We start from the raw sequence: 15,770 nt of genomic DNA, 5'->3' as shown, positions 1-15,770 counted from the left end.
TTTTCGCGGTAACGGCTACTTATGGTTTCGCCCTTACGGCGAGTCACTTTCGAAAAGCGCGAAAGTAACCAAAGCGCTTATGCCCCACCACTCGGTGCCTCGCTTAGGCTCGGCATGCCCTCACTCCGGCATTGCTCCGTGGGCCCGCCGCGAAGGGCCATCCATGGCCCAGCGCGGCTATCCCGGCATCCATGCCGGGATGCCCACTCCACAATGCCTGCGTTCGGCCATCGTGGTTAACGGGGCGCCGAGATCAACGTCCACCGCGAGGCGGCCTTATAGCCGACCTGGTTCTTGGTGGGACCGCATTTCTCCTGTGGGAGCGGGCTTGCTCGCGAATGCGTCGGATCAGCCAACATCAATGTGGAATGACACCCCCAAGTGCCCCCACACAATGCTCGTGCTCGACGCTAGCGCGGATCGACGATGTCCAACGCCCGGTTCGCCAATAGCTCACTGAGCTCGATCATCTGCTGGACTCCCAGGGCGAAATGCCGACGCGAGCCTTCCAGGTCGAAGGTCAAGTTGCCGAGCATGGCGTTGGCGGAGGCCAGGGTTTCGCTGAGGTTGGCTAGGAGGGTTTCGGTGTCTGCGCTCTCCGCGACGGAGAACAATTGGCTTGAGGGTTGTTTCTTCTTGGGTTGGGGCTTGGGGTCGAGGTAATGGTCGATGGCGCGCTTGGCGGCTTCATCGAGTTTTTGGGGATCGAGCCCGGCGTGGGCTGATGAGGAATCGGTTTCAGGGGGATTGGGCGTGGCTTTGAACATGATGTAGTTCCTTTTACGTAGTGGAACCGCCATCTCCCGTTTTCCAGGCGAGAAGGTGGCAGCTATGCACGGGCTGGAAAACCGAGGTAAAAGGCAAACCCGGCAGACTCGAAAGTCTCCCGCGCACAGCCGCCATAACGCAGAACTGAACGCTCAAAAGCGCCGCAGTATCTCACGGGGCTCGCTGATATGCCTTTTACTCATCGGGTTTCCAGGCCCGGCCGCTGAATTTGCAGCGACGGGAAAAGACTAGCGACAGCCCTTCCCACCCGGCAACCGCCAGAGTTCGTCGGAAAAATCTGCTTGAGTCAGGAAGTTTGTCCGACCATTCCCACAACCCTGGTCGGCTGTCAGGACGCTATCGCGAGCAAGCTCGCTCCCACACAGGTTTTTGGTCGTTTATAAGATCAGTGTCCATCGCCGATCCCTGTGGGAGCTGAGCTTGCTCGCGAAAGCGGTGGGTCTGCCTGCATCAATGCTGAATGTACCGCCGCCTTCGCGAGCAAGCTTTGCTCCCACAGGTCCAGCTCAAACAAGTCTGATGGGTGTACACCCCACAAGAGCCAGGCCGGCTATCAGGCCGCCTCGCGGTGGACGTTGATCTCGGCGCCCCGTTAACCACGCTGGCCGAACGCAGGTATTGCGTAGTGGGCATCCCGGCATGGATGCCGGGATAGCCGCGCTGGGCCATGGATGGCCCTTCGCGGCGGGCCCACGGAGCAATGCCGGAGTGAGGGCATGCCGAGCCTAGGCGAGGCACCGAGTGGTGGGGCAGGAGCGCTTTGGTTACTTTCGACTGGGCCGGCTTCCGGGCTTTTCGAAAGTGACCCGCTGTAAGAGCGGAACCATAAGTGGCCGTTACCGCAGCAACGGATATGTACCCGGTCAACAAAATCCAGGCCGGCTGCAAGGCCGCCTCGTCCTCAATACCCATTGGACTCGTAATCCGGAGTGAACTCAAAACCAACCACCCGCTCAACCCCCGTCTCCAACCGCCCATCCGGCCAAAGCCGCAACCACCGATACCCCGGCGCCTGCGAGCCCACCGCAAAATCCTCACTCCCCGGCTCAAACTGAATACAGGTCGAAGGCGAAGCCAACAAACGAACCCCCTCCCGCACCCGATCAACCTCCTGATGCACATGCCCCCACAGCACAGCACGCACCTGAGGAAACCGATCCAACACCGCAAACAACGCCTCCGGATTACGCAACCCAATCGGCTCCATCCACACACACCCAATCGAAACAGGATGATGATGCAGACACACCAGATGATGCCGCTCCGGCGCCTCACTCAAGGCATTGGCCAACAGAATCAACTGCTCCTCGGCCAAAAACCCCGGCACCGAACCTGGCACGGCAGAATCGAGCATCGTCACCCGCCAATTGCCAATGTCCACCACCGGATCGAGCAACGTGCTCTTGACCGCCGCCTCGAGCATCACCTGCGGCTCATCATGGTTACCGGGAATCCAGCGCGCCGGAGCCTCGATTAGTCCACTCAACTGCCGAAACGCTTCATAGGATTCCAGCGTCCCGTCCTGGGACAAATCCCCAGTGGCAAGCATCAGGTCGATGTCGGGCTGCTGCTTGAGCACCAGGTCAATGACCGCCCGCAAACTGTCACGGGTGTTCATGCCCAGCAACGAAGCATCGGCCTCGGCGAACAAATGGCTATCGGACAGTTGGACCAACAACGCCGCATCGGCAGTGGTCAGGCTGGATACGCTCGGCAAATCGCTCTCTCCCAGGCGCAATCACGCCGTTGCATGAAGCCGCAATTATGCTGGGGGACGATCGAAAGGGGAAACCCGCGAACCGGAACCGGTTCACAACTACCGAACGACTTCGAACTCGTGACCCAACGCCAGGCAATGACTCAGCCATTCACCCAAAAACAGATTCAACTGGGCTTTTTCGTCCGGCTGGTGCATTGACGCATTGGGGTAAGGATAGATGCCACGAAAGCGTCGTGCATGTTCAGCGCTCACGACTTCGGCCATGCGCGCATCGTGATAGACCTGCACTTCCAGTTGCGGCACCGGCAACCAGGGCAGGCTGTGTTCCTGGCGCACCTGCAAGGTGGTGGTGTAGGGACAGGTCTGCAATACCTCGAGGGCCAGCACGCCGAGCATCTGGTCGCCGTGGGTCACGGCGATGCGCCGTGGCGCCGGGTCGTTGCGCATGTCCGGCAACAGGCGCATCAGGCGGGCGTAGTTGGCCTCGCAGGCGGCCTGCAGCCCCACCAGATCGACGCGATAACGATCGCGCAGCTTGTTCAGGACCATAGCCCCCTCACTTCATCGCGATTCAAGGCCAGCCATTGCAAGGCAATGATGCTGGCCGCGTTGCAGATACGTCCGTCGCGCACCGCCTGCAAGGCATCTTCGAAAGCCCAGACCTTCACCCGAATGTCTTCAGCTTCCTCCTCCAGGCCATGCAGGCCTCCGGCCCCCGTGCTGTCGCAACGCCCCAGGTACAAATGTACGAATTCATCACTGCCGCCCGGCGATGGAAAATACTTGGTCATCGGCCAGAGCGCAGCGAAGACAAGCCCAGCTTCCTCCTGCGCCTCACGATGAGCAACTTCTTCCGGTTGCTCGTCCTTGTCGATCAGGCCGGCCACCAGTTCAACCAGCCAAGGGTTGGTCGTCTTGCCTATGGCGCCCACGCGAAACTGTTCGATCAACACCACTTCATCGCGCTGCGGGTCGTAGGGCAACACGCACACCGCGTCATGGCGTACGAACAGTTCACGGTTGATTTCACGGCTCATGCCACCGGCAAACAACTCGTGGCGCAGGACGAGGCGATCGAGCTTGTAGAAACCCTTGAAGCAGGTTTCACGCTTGACGATGTCCACGGTGCTGGGTGCGGCGTTGGCGAAGTCGGTCATGACAATCCTCGTGTGCAGTGAATCAATACGAGGTTCCAACCTCGGCTTCGCGCCATCCTAACGCGCCCGTACCCTTTGATGCAGCCCCTTTCCACTCATCGGGATGGACGGCAGAAGGTGAAAGAACTCTAATGAGCTTAGTGGCGAACTGATTGTCCTGCTGGCAGTCGAAGCGGGTAACTTTTCGCCTTTCCCTGTTCCATGAAGGACGCCCATGTCGCTTTTCAAAACTGCCTCCGTGGCCGCCATTGCCCTGACCCTGGGCGCTTGCCAAAGCCTGTTCCAACCCAACTACCGCGCCCCGCTGGAAACCACCCGCGATGCCTCGGAACAACTGCAACAAGGTTGCGCCAGCGCCGACTGCCCATTGGTAAACATCGACACCTTGCACTTCCCCACCGAACCGGTCCTGGACGGCATTATCGAAAAACGCCTGTTGGAACTGACCCGCACCACCCCGGGCGCCCCCGTGGCACCGACGCTGGCCGCCTATCGCGAGCAGTTTTTGCGCAGCGCCGCACCGCGTAACAGCAGCTATTTGCAAGCCAAGGTACGTGAGCAACATGACGGCCTGGTGATCATCGAACTGTCCAGCTACCTGGACACCGGCGGCGCCCACGGCACGCCGGGGCGCGGCTTCATCAACTATTCGCGCCAGCAACACAAGGTGCTGACCCTGTCGGACATGCTGCTGCCGGGCCAGGAAGAAGCCTTCTGGAAAGCCGCGCAGGTCGCTCACAACAGTTGGCTGATCAGCACCAAGCTGGATCAGGAACCCGATTTCCTGAAACAGTGGTCCTTCCAGAAAACCCCACACGTGGCGCTGACCTACGGCGGTGTGATCCTCAAGTACGAAGTGAGCACCATTGCGCCCTACGCCCTGGGCCACATCGAATTGAAGATCGCTTACCCGCGCCTCAATGGCATTCTCAAGCCCGAGCTGTTTCCTGGCCGTAGCTGAAGGCCCGGCCCAGCAACAGCTGCAGCAACCCTGCCAGGATCAGCGACGGCAGGGTTGCGCCGATGTCCGGATAGAAGTTCGCCAGTAGGTGATAAGTGCTCACCCCGCCCAGCCAGGCCAACAGTGCCGGCCAGCGCAACGCGGCTGACAGCACCTGGCTACGGCGTTTGCGCAGGATGAAGTGGTCCACCAGCACCACGCCGAACAGCGGTGCGAACACCGAGCCGATCAGCAACAGGAAGTTCTGGTATTGCGCCAACGGCGCGAAGCAGGCGATCAAGGTGCAGATGACGCCAATCGCCAAGGCCAGGTGTTCGACTTTCAGCCCCGACAGCATGCCACTGGACACCGCCGCCGAGTGAATGTCAGCGAAGGCATTTTCCGACTCATCCAGCAAAATCAAAAGCAGTGGAATCCCCAACCCGGCGCCCGCCAGGGCCAGCAGCAGCGCATTGACTTCGCCGCTTGGCGCAAACGCCAGGGTGTAGGCCACGCCCAGGCTCATCAGCCAGAAATTACCGATGAAGAACCCCAGCGCGGTACCGCCGAAGACATTCTTGGCGCGTTTACCGAAGCGCGAATAGTCGGCGATCAGCGGCAGCCACGACAGCGGCATCGCAATGGCGATGTCAAACCCCACCGCCAGCGGCATCGAGCCGTCACCCGCCTGGGCCCACAGCGCGGCCAGGTCAGCCTTGGCGAACAGGTTCCAGGTCAGCCAGATGCATGCCGCCAGCAACAGCCAGATACCCCACTTGCGCAAAACCTTCCGTACGAAGGTCAGCGGTCCACTGACCGCGAGCAAGGTCGCCAGGGCGCCAAAGAACAGCGTCCACAGCAGTGGACTGGCCCCCAGGCTACCTTCACTGAAAGCCCGGGCGCCAAGCAGGCTGGCGGCGTCACGCATGACAATGATTTCGAATGAACCCCAGCCGATCAGCTGCAGCAGGTTCAACACCGCCGGCACGCTCGCGCCCTTGCCGCCAAGGCTGAGCTTGAGGGCGGCCATGGCCGACAGGCCAGTGTCGCTGCCGATCACCCCGACGGCCGCCAGCAGCAGGACGCCCACCAGCGTGCCGAGGAAAATCGCCAGCAGCGCACCACTCAGGCCCAGGCCCGGCGCGAGCAAGGCGCCGACCTGCAAGACCATCAGGCCGATGCCGAGGGAGAACCACAGGGAAAACAGGTCGCGAGCGCCGAAGACGCGTTTGTCCAGGGGGACGGCGGTGTCTGGGGAGTAGGTGCTGGGTTGGATGTTCAAGAGTTGTTATCTCAGAGGAATATTTGTTGTTCTATCGATCGCTTTCGCGAGCAGGCTCGCTCCCACAGGGGACTTGCGGCGAACACGAGATGGGTGAACGACCGAGATCCATTGTGGGAGCGAGCCTGCTCGCGAAGGCGGCGGTGAAAACACCGCCGCCCACAGCTCACATCACACTTTCTTGTAAAGCTGACTACCTTCCTTCTTGAACCGCTCAGCCTGTTCCGCCAAGCCCTGGGCGACATCGACATCCACCGCTTCAATGCGCTGGTTGGCCGCGTACTCGCGTACTTCCTGGGTGATTTTCATCGAGCAGAACTTCGGCCCGCACATCGAGCAGAAATGCGCGACCTTGGCCGAATCCTTCGGCAGGGTTTCATCGTGGTACGAACGGGCGGTGTCCGGGTCCAGGCCGAGGTTGAACTGGTCTTCCCAGCGGAACTCGAAACGCGCCTTGCTCAAGGCATTGTCGCGGATCTGCGCGCCCGGGTGCCCTTTGGCAAGGTCGGCCGCGTGGGCGGCGATCTTGTAGGTGATGATCCCGGTCTTGACGTCATCCTTGTTCGGCAGGCCCAGGTGTTCCTTCGGTGTGACGTAGCAGAGCATCGCGCAACCGAACCAGCCGATCATCGCCGCACCGATGCCGGAGGTGATGTGGTCGTAGCCCGGCGCGATGTCGGTGGTCAGTGGGCCGAGGGTATAGAACGGCGCTTCATCGCAGCACTCGAGCTGCTTGTCCATGTTCTCCTTGATCAACTGCATCGGCACGTGGCCCGGGCCTTCGATCATGCACTGCACATCATGCTTCCAGGCGATCTTGGTCAGCTCGCCGAGGGTTTCCAGCTCACCGAACTGCGCTTCGTCGTTGGCGTCGGCAATCGAGCCCGGACGCAGGCCATCGCCCAGCGAGAAGCTGACGTCGTAGGCCTTCATGATTTCGCAGATGTCTTCGAAGTGGGTGTAGAGGAAGTTCTCTTTGTGGTGCGCCAGGCACCACTTGGCCATGATCGAACCACCACGGCTGACGATACCGGTGACGCGCTTGGCGGTCATCGGCACGTAGCGCAGCAGCACGCCGGCGTGAATGGTGAAGTAGTCGACGCCCTGCTCGGCCTGTTCGATCAGCGTGTCGCGGAACAGCTCCCAGGTCAGGTCTTCGGCCACGCCGCCGACTTTTTCCAGGGCCTGGTAGATCGGCACGGTGCCGATCGGCACCGGCGAGTTGCGGATGATCCATTCGCGGGTTTCATGGATGTGCTTGCCAGTGGACAGGTCCATGACCGTGTCCGAACCCCAGCGAATACCCCATGTCAGTTTCGCCACTTCTTCTTCGATGGACGAACCCAGGGCACTGTTGCCGATGTTGCCGTTGATCTTCACCAGGAAGTTACGGCCGATGATCATCGGTTCCAGTTCGGTGTGGTTGATGTTGGCCGGGATGATCGCGCGACCGCGGGCGATTTCATCGCGTACGAATTCCGGGGTGATGACTTTCGGCACGCTGGCGCCGAAGCTGTGGCCGGCGTGTTGCTGGTCCAGCAGGCCGGCGGCGCGGGCCACTTCCAGCTTCATGTTTTCGCGGATGGCGACATATTCCATCTCGGCGGTAATGATGCCTTTGCGCGCGTAGTGCATCTGGCTGACGTTGGCGCCCGGCTTGGCACGGCGCGGGTTGTTCACGTGGGCGAAGCGCAGCTTGGTCAGCTCGGGGTCGGCCAGGCGTTCCTGGCCGAAGTTGGAACTCAGGCCAGCCAGGCGTTCGGTGTCGCCACGGGCTTCGATCCACGGCGAGCGCACATCGGCCAGGCCCTTGCGCACGTCGATGATCACGTTCGGGTCGGTGTAGGGGCCCGAAGTGTCATATACCACCACCGGCGCGTTGATTTCGCCGCCGAAGTCGGTGGGGGTCACGTCGAGGCTGATTTCGCGCATGGGCACGCGAATATCCGGGCGACTGCCCTGGACATAGATTTTTTGCGAGCGGGTAAAGGGCTGGACCGATTGCTCATCGACCTGGGCCGATTCACTGAGGTTGGTCGCGTTTTTTGCTTTTGTCGTCATCACGGGCTCTCCAGACACACATCCAGGCAGTGGATTTTTGTCGGAGCGAACCTGTAGCGAATGGACGCGTCCCTGCACGAGAGTGCGGACGCTGTGCTTGCTGCTCGAGGATGCTCGAAAATCGAAAGTCGATGGTCGAACAACATCCCGGACGAAGCACAAGAGGACTCGCCGGGTGACGAGAAATCTTGTTCCCTACGCAGGCGTTAACCTGATCAGGTTCAACGGGATCCGAAATTATTCGATCTCAGCCTCATAGCAAGGCACCCCGACAAGAACCCGGCCAGTCTAGACACAACTACCAGAGAACGCCATCGCCAGGGCAAAAGGCGTGATGAATGGCGCATATACAGGATTGTTGCCGTGCCATCGCGCAACTACACTCGCTACGCCGCGCCTCTTGTGCGCACTCATCCGTGAAATAGGGATCGCCTCATGTTGCGCAAACTCTCACTGGCCCTAGCCGTGTCTTGTGCGTCCAATGGAATGGCCTGGGCTGCCGAAGCGCCCATCACCACCAAAACCGATCTGGTGAGCGTGTACCAGGAAGCGGTAGACAACAACGCCGACCTGGCCGCCGCCCGCGCCCAGTACGGCGCCCAGAAGGAAGTGGTACCCCAGGCGCGTGCCGGATTGTTGCCAAACCTGTCCGGCGGTGCCGAAGTCGCCAACGTGCGCACCGATATCGACCAGCCTGCCGCGGTCGCCAACCGCAGTGCCCGCTCGTATCAGGCCACACTCTCCCAGCCGCTGTTTCGTGCCGACCGCTGGTTCCAGTTCCAGGCGGCCAAGTCGGTGAACGAACAAGCGTCGCTGCAACTGTCGGCCACCGAACAGAACATGATCCTGCAAAGCGCCGAGAGCTACTTCAATGTGCTGCGCAGCCAGGACAACCTGGCCTCGACCAAGGCCGAAGAAGCCGCGTTCAAGCGTCAGCTCGACCAGTCCAACGAGCGCTTCGACGTGGGCCTGTCGGACAAGACCGATGTGCTGCAATCCCAGGCCAGCTACGACACCGCCCGGGCCAACCGGATCCTGGCCCAGCGCCAGGTCGAGGACGCCTTCGAAGCGCTGATCACCCTGACCAACCGCCAGTACAACTCGCTCCAGGGCATCGTCCATACCCTGCCGATCCTGCCGCCGACGCCCAACGATGCCAAGGCCTGGGTCGACACCGCCGCCAGACAGAACCTTAATCTGTTGGCCAGCAACTACGCCGTCACCGCCGCCGAAGATACTTTGCGCCAGCGCAAGGCCGGTCACGCGCCAACCCTGGACGCCGTTGCGAAATACGAAAAAGGCGACAACGACGCCCTGGGCTTCAGCAACCCGAACGCATTTGGCCGCGCCTACAGTGGCGACGTCGATCAGCGCACGCTGGCCTTGCAACTGAACATTCCGATTTTCAGTGGTGGGCTGACCAGCTCCCAGGTGCGCGAGTCCTACTCGCAACTCACCCAGACCGAGCAACAACGCGAAGCCCTGCGCCGCCAGGTCGTGGAGAACACCCGTAACCTGCACCGCGCGGTGAACACCGATGTGGAGCAGGTCCAGGCCCGACGCCAGTCGATCATCTCCAACCAGAGCGCGGTGGAAGCCACGGAGATCGGCTACCAGGTCGGCACGCGCAACATCGTCGATGTGCTCGATGCCCAGCGTCAGCTATATACCTCGGTGCGCAACTACAACAATGCCCGCTACGACTACATCCTCGACAACCTGCGTCTCAAACAGGCCGCCGGCACGTTGAGCCCGGCGGACCTGCAGGACCTGTCACGCTACCTCAAGCCCGACTACAACCCCGACCGCGACTTCCTGCCGCCGGACCTGGCCAAGGCGGCAGCGGAGCAGTTGCGTTCGCGGCCGGCGCAGTAACCCCTTGGAGGGAAGCCCTGCCAACAACATCCTGTGGGAGCAAGGCTTGCCCGCGATGAATACCACTCAGTCTCCCTGGAACCGGGGCGCTTGCATCGCGAGCAAGCTTTGCTCCCACAGATATTCAGTCGCTCAATCAATCAACCGCCCCAACCCCTCCAGCAACCGCTGCAACGCGCCCTGATTGCGGCGCATCACCGCAAGCCCCGCCTCGGCCATGCGCTGGGCATCGCGGGGCAGTTCGAACAGGCGCTGTACCGCCAGGGCCAGGCTTTGGGCATCGTCCACTTCCGCCAGGGCACCGGCGGCACGCAGTTGCGCGGCGATTTCGAGGAAGTTGAACAGGTGCGGCCCGCTGAGCACCGGTTTCGCCAGCGCCGCCGGCTCGAGCAGGTTGTGTCCGCCGTTGGGCACCAGGCTGCCTCCGACAAAAGCGCTGTCGGCCAAGGCGTAGAGAAACAGCAGTTCGCCCATGGTGTCGCCCAGCAACACTGACGTCTGGGCGGTGACCGGTTGAGCGCTGGAGCGCCGGGCCGTGGCGAAGCCTTGGTTCTCACAGAGCTGATGCACGGCATCAAAACGCTCGGGATGCCGCGGCACCAGGATCAGCAAGGCATCGGGATAGCTGTCGAGCAGCCGACGATGGGCGGCCAGCACCACTTCGTCCTCGCCTTCATGGGTGCTGGCGGCGATCCATACCGGACGCTCGGTCGCCTGCCACTGGCGGCGCAAGGCGCTGGAGCTCTCCAGCAATTGCGGGTCGATGGTCAGGTCGAACTTGATGGAACCGGTGACTTCGACGGTTTCCGTCCGAGCGCCCAACTGGCGAAAACGCTCGGCTTCGGCTTCGGTCTGTACAGCGAACAGGCTCATCTCGGCAAGCATCGGTCGGGTCAACTTGGGGAACCGCGCGTAACCGCGTGCCGAACGCTCCGACAGCCGCGCGTTGGCCAGGGCCACGGGAATGCCGCGCCTGGCGCATTGGTGGATGTGGTTGGGCCACAGCTCGGTTTCCATGATGACCGCCAGGGACGGTCGGACCCGGTCGAGAAAACGCTTGGCCGCGCAAGGCAAATCGTACGGCAAGTAGCAATGCTGGATACGCGGCTCGTTGGCGAACATGGCCTGGATCCGCTCCGAACCGGTGGGCGTCATGCAGGTAACCGTGATCGGCAGCTGTGGATAACGTTGCAGCAAGGCACGGATCATCGGCGCGGCGGCAATGCTCTCGCCCACCGACACCGCATGGACCCAGATGCCCCCCGGCACCATGACCGGCAGCCCCCAGGAAAACCGCTCGCCAATGCGCCGGGCGTAAGCCGGCGCCTTGCGGGCCCGCAACCATAGCCGAATCGCTACCAGTGGCAGCCCCAGATAAAACAATGCGCTATAGAGAGTTCTGTTCATGGCGGCGGAGTTTATCGGTTTTTCAGCCGATCGCCTGCAACTGCACGGCAAAACGTTCCGCCAGCCAACGGGCGGCTGGGCCCAGGGGTTCGTCGCGGCGCCAGACCAGTTCCACCACCAGGGCCGGAGGGGTCCATTCGCTGCTGAGTTCGATCATGTCGCCCAGGTACGCCGGGTATTGCACCACATGCCGTGGCAACCACGCCCAGCCCAGGCCACTCCTCAGCCATTCGGCCAGCACATAGAAACTGTCGGCCCGCCAAACTTGCGGGCTGGCCTGTTCGCTGCCGGGGTAGACGCTGGACTGGGTCGCCATCAACAATTGGCGATGCCGGGCCATTTCCCGGCAGGTCACATAACCATGGTCCGCCAATGCATGGCCCCGGCCGCACACCGTGACCATTTCGACGCTGCCCAACACCCGGCGTTCCAGCGCCTCGGGGATCTGGTCGTGATAGAACAGCAAGCCGAGGTCGGCGCGCCGCTCCACCAGTTTGCGCGCCACATCGCCCTGGGCGGCGCTGGCCAGTTGCACTTCGAGGGTGGGAAATTGCTCGGCCAGGGCCGCCAGGCTGTCGATGACCGGTTGATAGGGCATGGCTTCGTCCTGGGCCAGGCGCAGCGACGCTTCCTGCCCGCGCATCAGGGCCAGGGCCCGGCCATTGAGGCGCTCGCACTGGCGCAGCACCTCCCTGGCTTCTTCGAGCAGGGCTTCGCCAGCGTCGGTGAGCCTCGGCTGACGGCCGCTGCTGCGCTCGAACAGGCTCACCCCCAAGTCGTCTTCCAGCAAGGCAATCGCACTGCTGATGGCCGACTGCGCCTTGCGCTGGTCCCGGGCCACGGCGGAAAACGAACGCTTCTCGGCGACGCCGACAAACAGTCGCAATTGCTCCAGGTTCCACTGTACGTTCATGGCCCAACCTATCTTGATTACAGATAGGTAATGACTTTACCGCATCTGGGCAATCTCTAGAATGGCCTCCATCGAAAGACGCAACCGTCGAAGAGGAACTGCCTATGAACGCCTACTACTACCTGGCCATCGCCATCTGCGCCGAAGTGATCGCCACCGTTTCGATGAAAGCGATCAAGGGCCTGAGCACACCCCTGCCCTTGCTGCTGGTCATCGCCGGCTACGGCACCGCGTTCTGGATGTTGACGCTGGTGGTACGCACCGTACCGGTGGGCGTGGCCTACGCGGTCTGGGCCGGGTTGGGGATCGTCATGGTCAGCGTGGCGGCGCTGTTCATCTACGGGCAGAAACTGGACGTGCCGGCGATGCTGGGGATGGCCTTGATTGTGTTGGGGGTGGTGGTGATCCAGCTGTTTTCCAAGACGGCAGGGCACTGAAGACACAGCTTAATAGGGCTGAAAATACATGTTTGGCAAGGAGGAATCTGGGAGCAAGGCTTGCCCGCGATGAAAACGACGCGGTCTCTCTGGAACCGAGGCGCCTGTATCGCGAGCAAGCTTTGCTCCCACAGGTTGAGCGGCGAAAACTCCACCCATCGAGTCTGTATACTGCGCCCTCGTCTTGAACACTGAGGTCGCTCATGTCATCCGTTATTTCCACCGACATCCTGATTGTCGGCGCAGGCGTCGCCGGTCTCTGGCTGAACGCCCGCCTGCGGCGCCAGGGTTTTTCGACCGTGCTGGTGGAAAGCGCCAGCCTCGGCGGCGGGCAGAGTGTCAAATCCCAGGGCATCATCCATGGCGGCGCCAAGTACGCCTTGCATGGCGCCCTGACCGGTGCCTCGGAAGCCATCGCCGACATGCCGCGCCGCTGGCGCGAAGCCCTGAAAGGGGAAGGTGAACTGGACCTGTCCGGTGTGCGTATGCTTTCCGACGCCCATTACCTCTGGTCCCCCGGCACCCTGGCCGGCAACCTCACCAGTTTCTTTGCCAGCAAGGCCGTGCGCGGGCGAGTCGACCAGGTCAAGGGCGATCAACTGCCGCCGGCCCTGCAAGACAAGCGCTTCAAGGGCAAGGTCTATCGCCTGGCCGAACTGGTGGTGGACGTGCCCAGCCTGATCGCGCGCCTGGCGGAACTGGCCGGCGACAGCCTGCTGGCCGGGCAGCGCATCGAGCCATTGCGCGAAGCGGGTGAGCTGGTCGGCCTGAAGGTCGACGACCGCGAGATCCGTGCCCAACGCATTATCCTCAGCGCTGGCGCGGGCACCGCTGACCTGCTCAAAGCCCTGGGCCTGGACAAACCGGCCATGCAGACCCGGCCGTTGCACATGGTTTTGGCCAAGGGGCCGAGCCTCAAGCCCCTTTACGCCCATTGCCTGGGCGGGGGACCGAAGCCGCGCGTCACCGTGACCACCCACCCGGCCGCCAATGGCCAATGGGTCTGGTACCTGGGGGGTGACCTCGCCGAAGGCGATGCCATCGCCCGCGAACCCGCCGAGCAGATCGCCGTCGCTCAGAAAGAACTTGGCCAATTGCTGCCGTGGATCGACCTCAGCACCGCGCAATGGGCCACGCTGCGGGTTGACCGCGCCGAACCGTTGCAGTCGGGCCTGACCCGCCCGGACAACGCCTTCCTCGCCGAGCAGGATCGTCTGCTGGTGGGTTGGCCGACCAAACTGGCCCTGGCCCCGGACTTCACCGATCGGGTGGTCAATGCGCTGCAACGCGATGGCATCCAACCCAGTCACCCTGCCCCCTTGCCGGAGCTGCCGAAGCCGCCGATGGGCGTGCCTGCCTGGGAGCAACTGTTGCCATGAGCCAACCGACCCTGCATGACCTCTATCGCCCCTTGGGCCATGATGGCCCGCGGGTCTCCCCGTTGGGCCTGGGCACCGTCAAGCTGGGCCGCGACCAGGGCGTCAAATACCCCAACGGCTTTCGGATCCCCGATGACGACGAAGCGCGCATGTTGCTCAAACAGGCACGCGACCTGGGTATCAACCTGATCGACACCGCGCCGGCCTATGGCCGCAGCGAAGAACGTCTCGGCCCGCTGTTGCGTGGCCAACGCCAGGACTGGGTGATTGTCAGCAAGGTCGGCGAAGAATTCAGCGATGGCCAGTCACGCCACGACTTCAGTGCCGCCCATACCCGCTTCTCGGTGGAACGCAGCCTCAAGCGCCTGGAAACCGACTATATCGACCTGGTGCTGGTGCATTCCGACGGCAACGACCTGGCGATCCTCAACGACAGCGAGGTCTACCCGACCCTGGCGGCACTCAAGCGCGAAGGCAAGATCGGCGGTTTCGGTTTTTCCGGCAAGACCGTCGACGGCGGCTTGAAAGCCTTGGAGCAAGGCGATTGTGCGATGGTCACCTACAATCTGAACGAACGAAACGAAAAGGCGGTCATTGACTACGCCAGCGAGCACGGCAAAGCGATCCTGGTGAAGAAAGCCCTGGCCAGCGGTCACGTCTGCCTGAGCCCGGGCGTGGACCCGGTCCGTGCCAGTTTCGAACTGTTGTTTGAGCATCCCGGGGTCGCCAGTGCTATTGTCGGCACCATCAATCCGCTGCACCTCGCCCATAACGTCGCGACCGTAGCCAAGGTCCTGCGTAAAAACTGACGCCGCCCTACGCGGCCTTAAGGAAGGAGCCGACATGCCGCGTACGCTCATCAGAAAGAATCCAAGCAACTTCAAGACCCTGCCCCTGTTCGTCGAAGCAACACCCGAAGGCCTGACTTACCAGAGCGTCGGGATGCCACTGAATTTCGCCCAGACCTTGCAGCGCCGCCGCCCTGTCGCGGTGGCCGATGCCGAGCGCTTCTCCCTGGAGCTGGCCAACCTGGGCGTCTCGGTGCGCCTGACCCTGCATTGGCAGAACCGCGATTACTGGGTGCTGGTGCGCCAACGCCGACAGGATCGCGGCGACGTGGTGCTCAAGCTGATTTCCGGCTACGTCCCGGCCCATGAACTGAACCTGCCGCTGCTCACCGCCATCAGCGAGATCGCCGAAGAATGCCTGCTGGAAACCCCTGAAGGCTGGCTTGGCGGGCGTTTCAACGACACCTGGCTGCCGGCCCCCTACGCCACGGCCCTGCATTATCGCGAAGCCTTGCCGTTTCGCCTGACGCCGCTGTCGGGCTCGGCCCGCCCGGTGCGCAGCGCCAACCTGCAACTGATCGAGCGGCCACGGGCCTACGTGCACCTGCCGACGGCATCACTGCAACTGATCTATGACTTACGCCTGGATGTGCCCAGGGAAGCCAAGTCCCTGAGCCTGTTTCACGTTGATGAGCGCCTGGAGGGCGATCAACTGGTTGCGCGCCTGGACCGCAAGCGGCCTGACCTGTACCTGATGCCGCTGCAGGATGGGCAGCCCTTGCCTGAGCTGTACACCTTGAAAAAGGATCAGTTGTACCCGGCCAGCACTCGGGGGCTGTACCTGGCGGAAAGTTTCGCCCGACAGGATGGCTGGCTGGTGCGCGACGAGCGGATTCGCTGGAAGGACTGGCTGCGCCAGCAAGGGCTGACACCACCGGGCAAAGAGTCGGGCCTGACCCGACTCAAGGGCAAGGCCCGGCAATTGCTCAAGAAGATCGTGCCGCGCAAGATGGCTCGTTAGT

The 15,770-nt window shown here is 62.2% G+C and carries 14 protein-coding genes and 1 riboswitch; of the genes, 6 read left to right on the top strand and 8 right to left on the bottom strand.

The window, feature by feature from the left end:
• Positions 1-410 precede the first annotated feature (410 nt).
• From PSH86_RS02865 to PSH86_RS02850, 4 genes are all read right to left on the bottom strand, one after another.
• Entirely contained in the window at positions 411-767 is a 357-nt protein-coding gene (locus tag PSH86_RS02865) for a DUF6124 family protein (protein WP_305487708.1), read from the bottom strand.
• A gap of 923 nt (positions 768-1,690) precedes the next feature.
• The gene (gene cpdA, locus PSH86_RS02860) at positions 1,691-2,506 is read right to left on the bottom strand and encodes a 3',5'-cyclic-AMP phosphodiesterase (protein WP_305487705.1); all 816 of its coding nucleotides are present in this window, start codon (positions 2,504-2,506) and stop codon (positions 1,691-1,693) included.
• 99 nt (positions 2,507-2,605) lie between these two features.
• Entirely contained in the window at positions 2,606-3,058 is a 453-nt protein-coding gene (locus PSH86_RS02855) for a DUF1249 domain-containing protein (protein WP_003186471.1), read from the bottom strand.
• Positions 3,049-3,666 (bottom strand): NUDIX domain-containing protein, encoded by a 618-nt coding sequence (locus PSH86_RS02850; protein WP_109752140.1) that lies wholly within the window; start codon positions 3,664-3,666, stop codon positions 3,049-3,051. Before PSH86_RS02850 ends, PSH86_RS02855 begins: the two co-directional genes overlap by 10 nt.
• Positions 3,667-3,880: 214 nt before the next feature.
• On the opposite strand from PSH86_RS02850, the gene PSH86_RS02845 reads away from it, so the two are divergent.
• On the top strand, positions 3,881-4,627 hold the full coding sequence (locus PSH86_RS02845) for a DUF3298 domain-containing protein (RefSeq protein WP_109752139.1): 747 nt from the start codon (positions 3,881-3,883) through the stop codon (positions 4,625-4,627).
• Here PSH86_RS02845 and cytX read toward each other — a convergent pair.
• Entirely contained in the window at positions 4,596-5,888 is a 1,293-nt protein-coding gene (cytX, locus tag PSH86_RS02840) for a putative hydroxymethylpyrimidine transporter CytX (protein ID WP_305487700.1), read from the bottom strand. The two genes, PSH86_RS02845 and cytX, sit on opposite strands and share 32 nt — an antisense overlap.
• A gap of 171 nt (positions 5,889-6,059) precedes the next feature.
• On the bottom strand, positions 6,060-7,949 hold the full coding sequence (thiC, locus tag PSH86_RS02835; RefSeq protein ID WP_109752137.1) for a phosphomethylpyrimidine synthase ThiC: 1,890 nt from the start codon (positions 7,947-7,949) through the stop codon (positions 6,060-6,062).
• Between the two features lie 175 nt (positions 7,950-8,124).
• Positions 8,125-8,230: riboswitch (TPP riboswitch) on the bottom strand.
• A 154-nt stretch (positions 8,231-8,384) separates the two neighbouring features.
• On the opposite strand from thiC, the gene PSH86_RS02830 reads away from it, so the two are divergent.
• Complete coding sequence (locus PSH86_RS02830; protein ID WP_109752136.1) at positions 8,385-9,824, top strand: TolC family outer membrane protein; 1,440 nt, start codon at positions 8,385-8,387, stop codon at positions 9,822-9,824.
• 132 nt (positions 9,825-9,956) lie between these two features.
• Here the strand turns inward: PSH86_RS02830 and waaA are convergent, their stop codons facing one another.
• On the bottom strand, positions 9,957-11,231 hold the full coding sequence (gene waaA / locus PSH86_RS02825) for a lipid IV(A) 3-deoxy-D-manno-octulosonic acid transferase (RefSeq protein ID WP_305487695.1): 1,275 nt from the start codon (positions 11,229-11,231) through the stop codon (positions 9,957-9,959).
• A gap of 22 nt (positions 11,232-11,253) precedes the next feature.
• Positions 11,254-12,144, bottom strand: coding sequence for a LysR family transcriptional regulator (locus PSH86_RS02820; protein WP_109752133.1), 891 nt, complete (start codon positions 12,142-12,144; stop codon positions 11,254-11,256).
• Between the two features lie 104 nt (positions 12,145-12,248).
• Here PSH86_RS02820 and PSH86_RS02815 point away from each other — a divergent pair, with 104 nt between their 5' ends.
• The 4 genes from PSH86_RS02815 (at position 12,249) to PSH86_RS02800 (ending at position 15,769) form a co-directional block, all read left to right on the top strand.
• Positions 12,249-12,581 (top strand): multidrug efflux SMR transporter, encoded by a 333-nt coding sequence (locus PSH86_RS02815; protein ID WP_109752132.1) that lies wholly within the window; start codon positions 12,249-12,251, stop codon positions 12,579-12,581.
• 203 nt (positions 12,582-12,784) lie between these two features.
• Complete coding sequence (locus PSH86_RS02810) at positions 12,785-13,960, top strand: FAD-binding oxidoreductase (protein ID WP_305487690.1); 1,176 nt, start codon at positions 12,785-12,787, stop codon at positions 13,958-13,960.
• Complete coding sequence (locus PSH86_RS02805; protein ID WP_109752129.1) at positions 13,957-14,769, top strand: aldo/keto reductase; 813 nt, start codon at positions 13,957-13,959, stop codon at positions 14,767-14,769. Before PSH86_RS02810 ends, PSH86_RS02805 begins: the two co-directional genes overlap by 4 nt.
• 34 nt (positions 14,770-14,803) lie before the next feature.
• Entirely contained in the window at positions 14,804-15,769 is a 966-nt protein-coding gene (locus PSH86_RS02800) for a metal ABC transporter ATPase (RefSeq protein ID WP_305487685.1), read from the top strand.
• The last annotated feature ends 1 nt before the right edge of the window (position 15,770 follow it).

Source organism: Pseudomonas sp. FP2300 (assembly GCF_030687595.1).
GTDB classification, from domain to species: domain Bacteria; phylum Pseudomonadota; class Gammaproteobacteria; order Pseudomonadales; family Pseudomonadaceae; genus Aquipseudomonas; species Aquipseudomonas bijieensis.
This window is presented reverse-complemented; position numbering and strand designations above follow the sequence as displayed.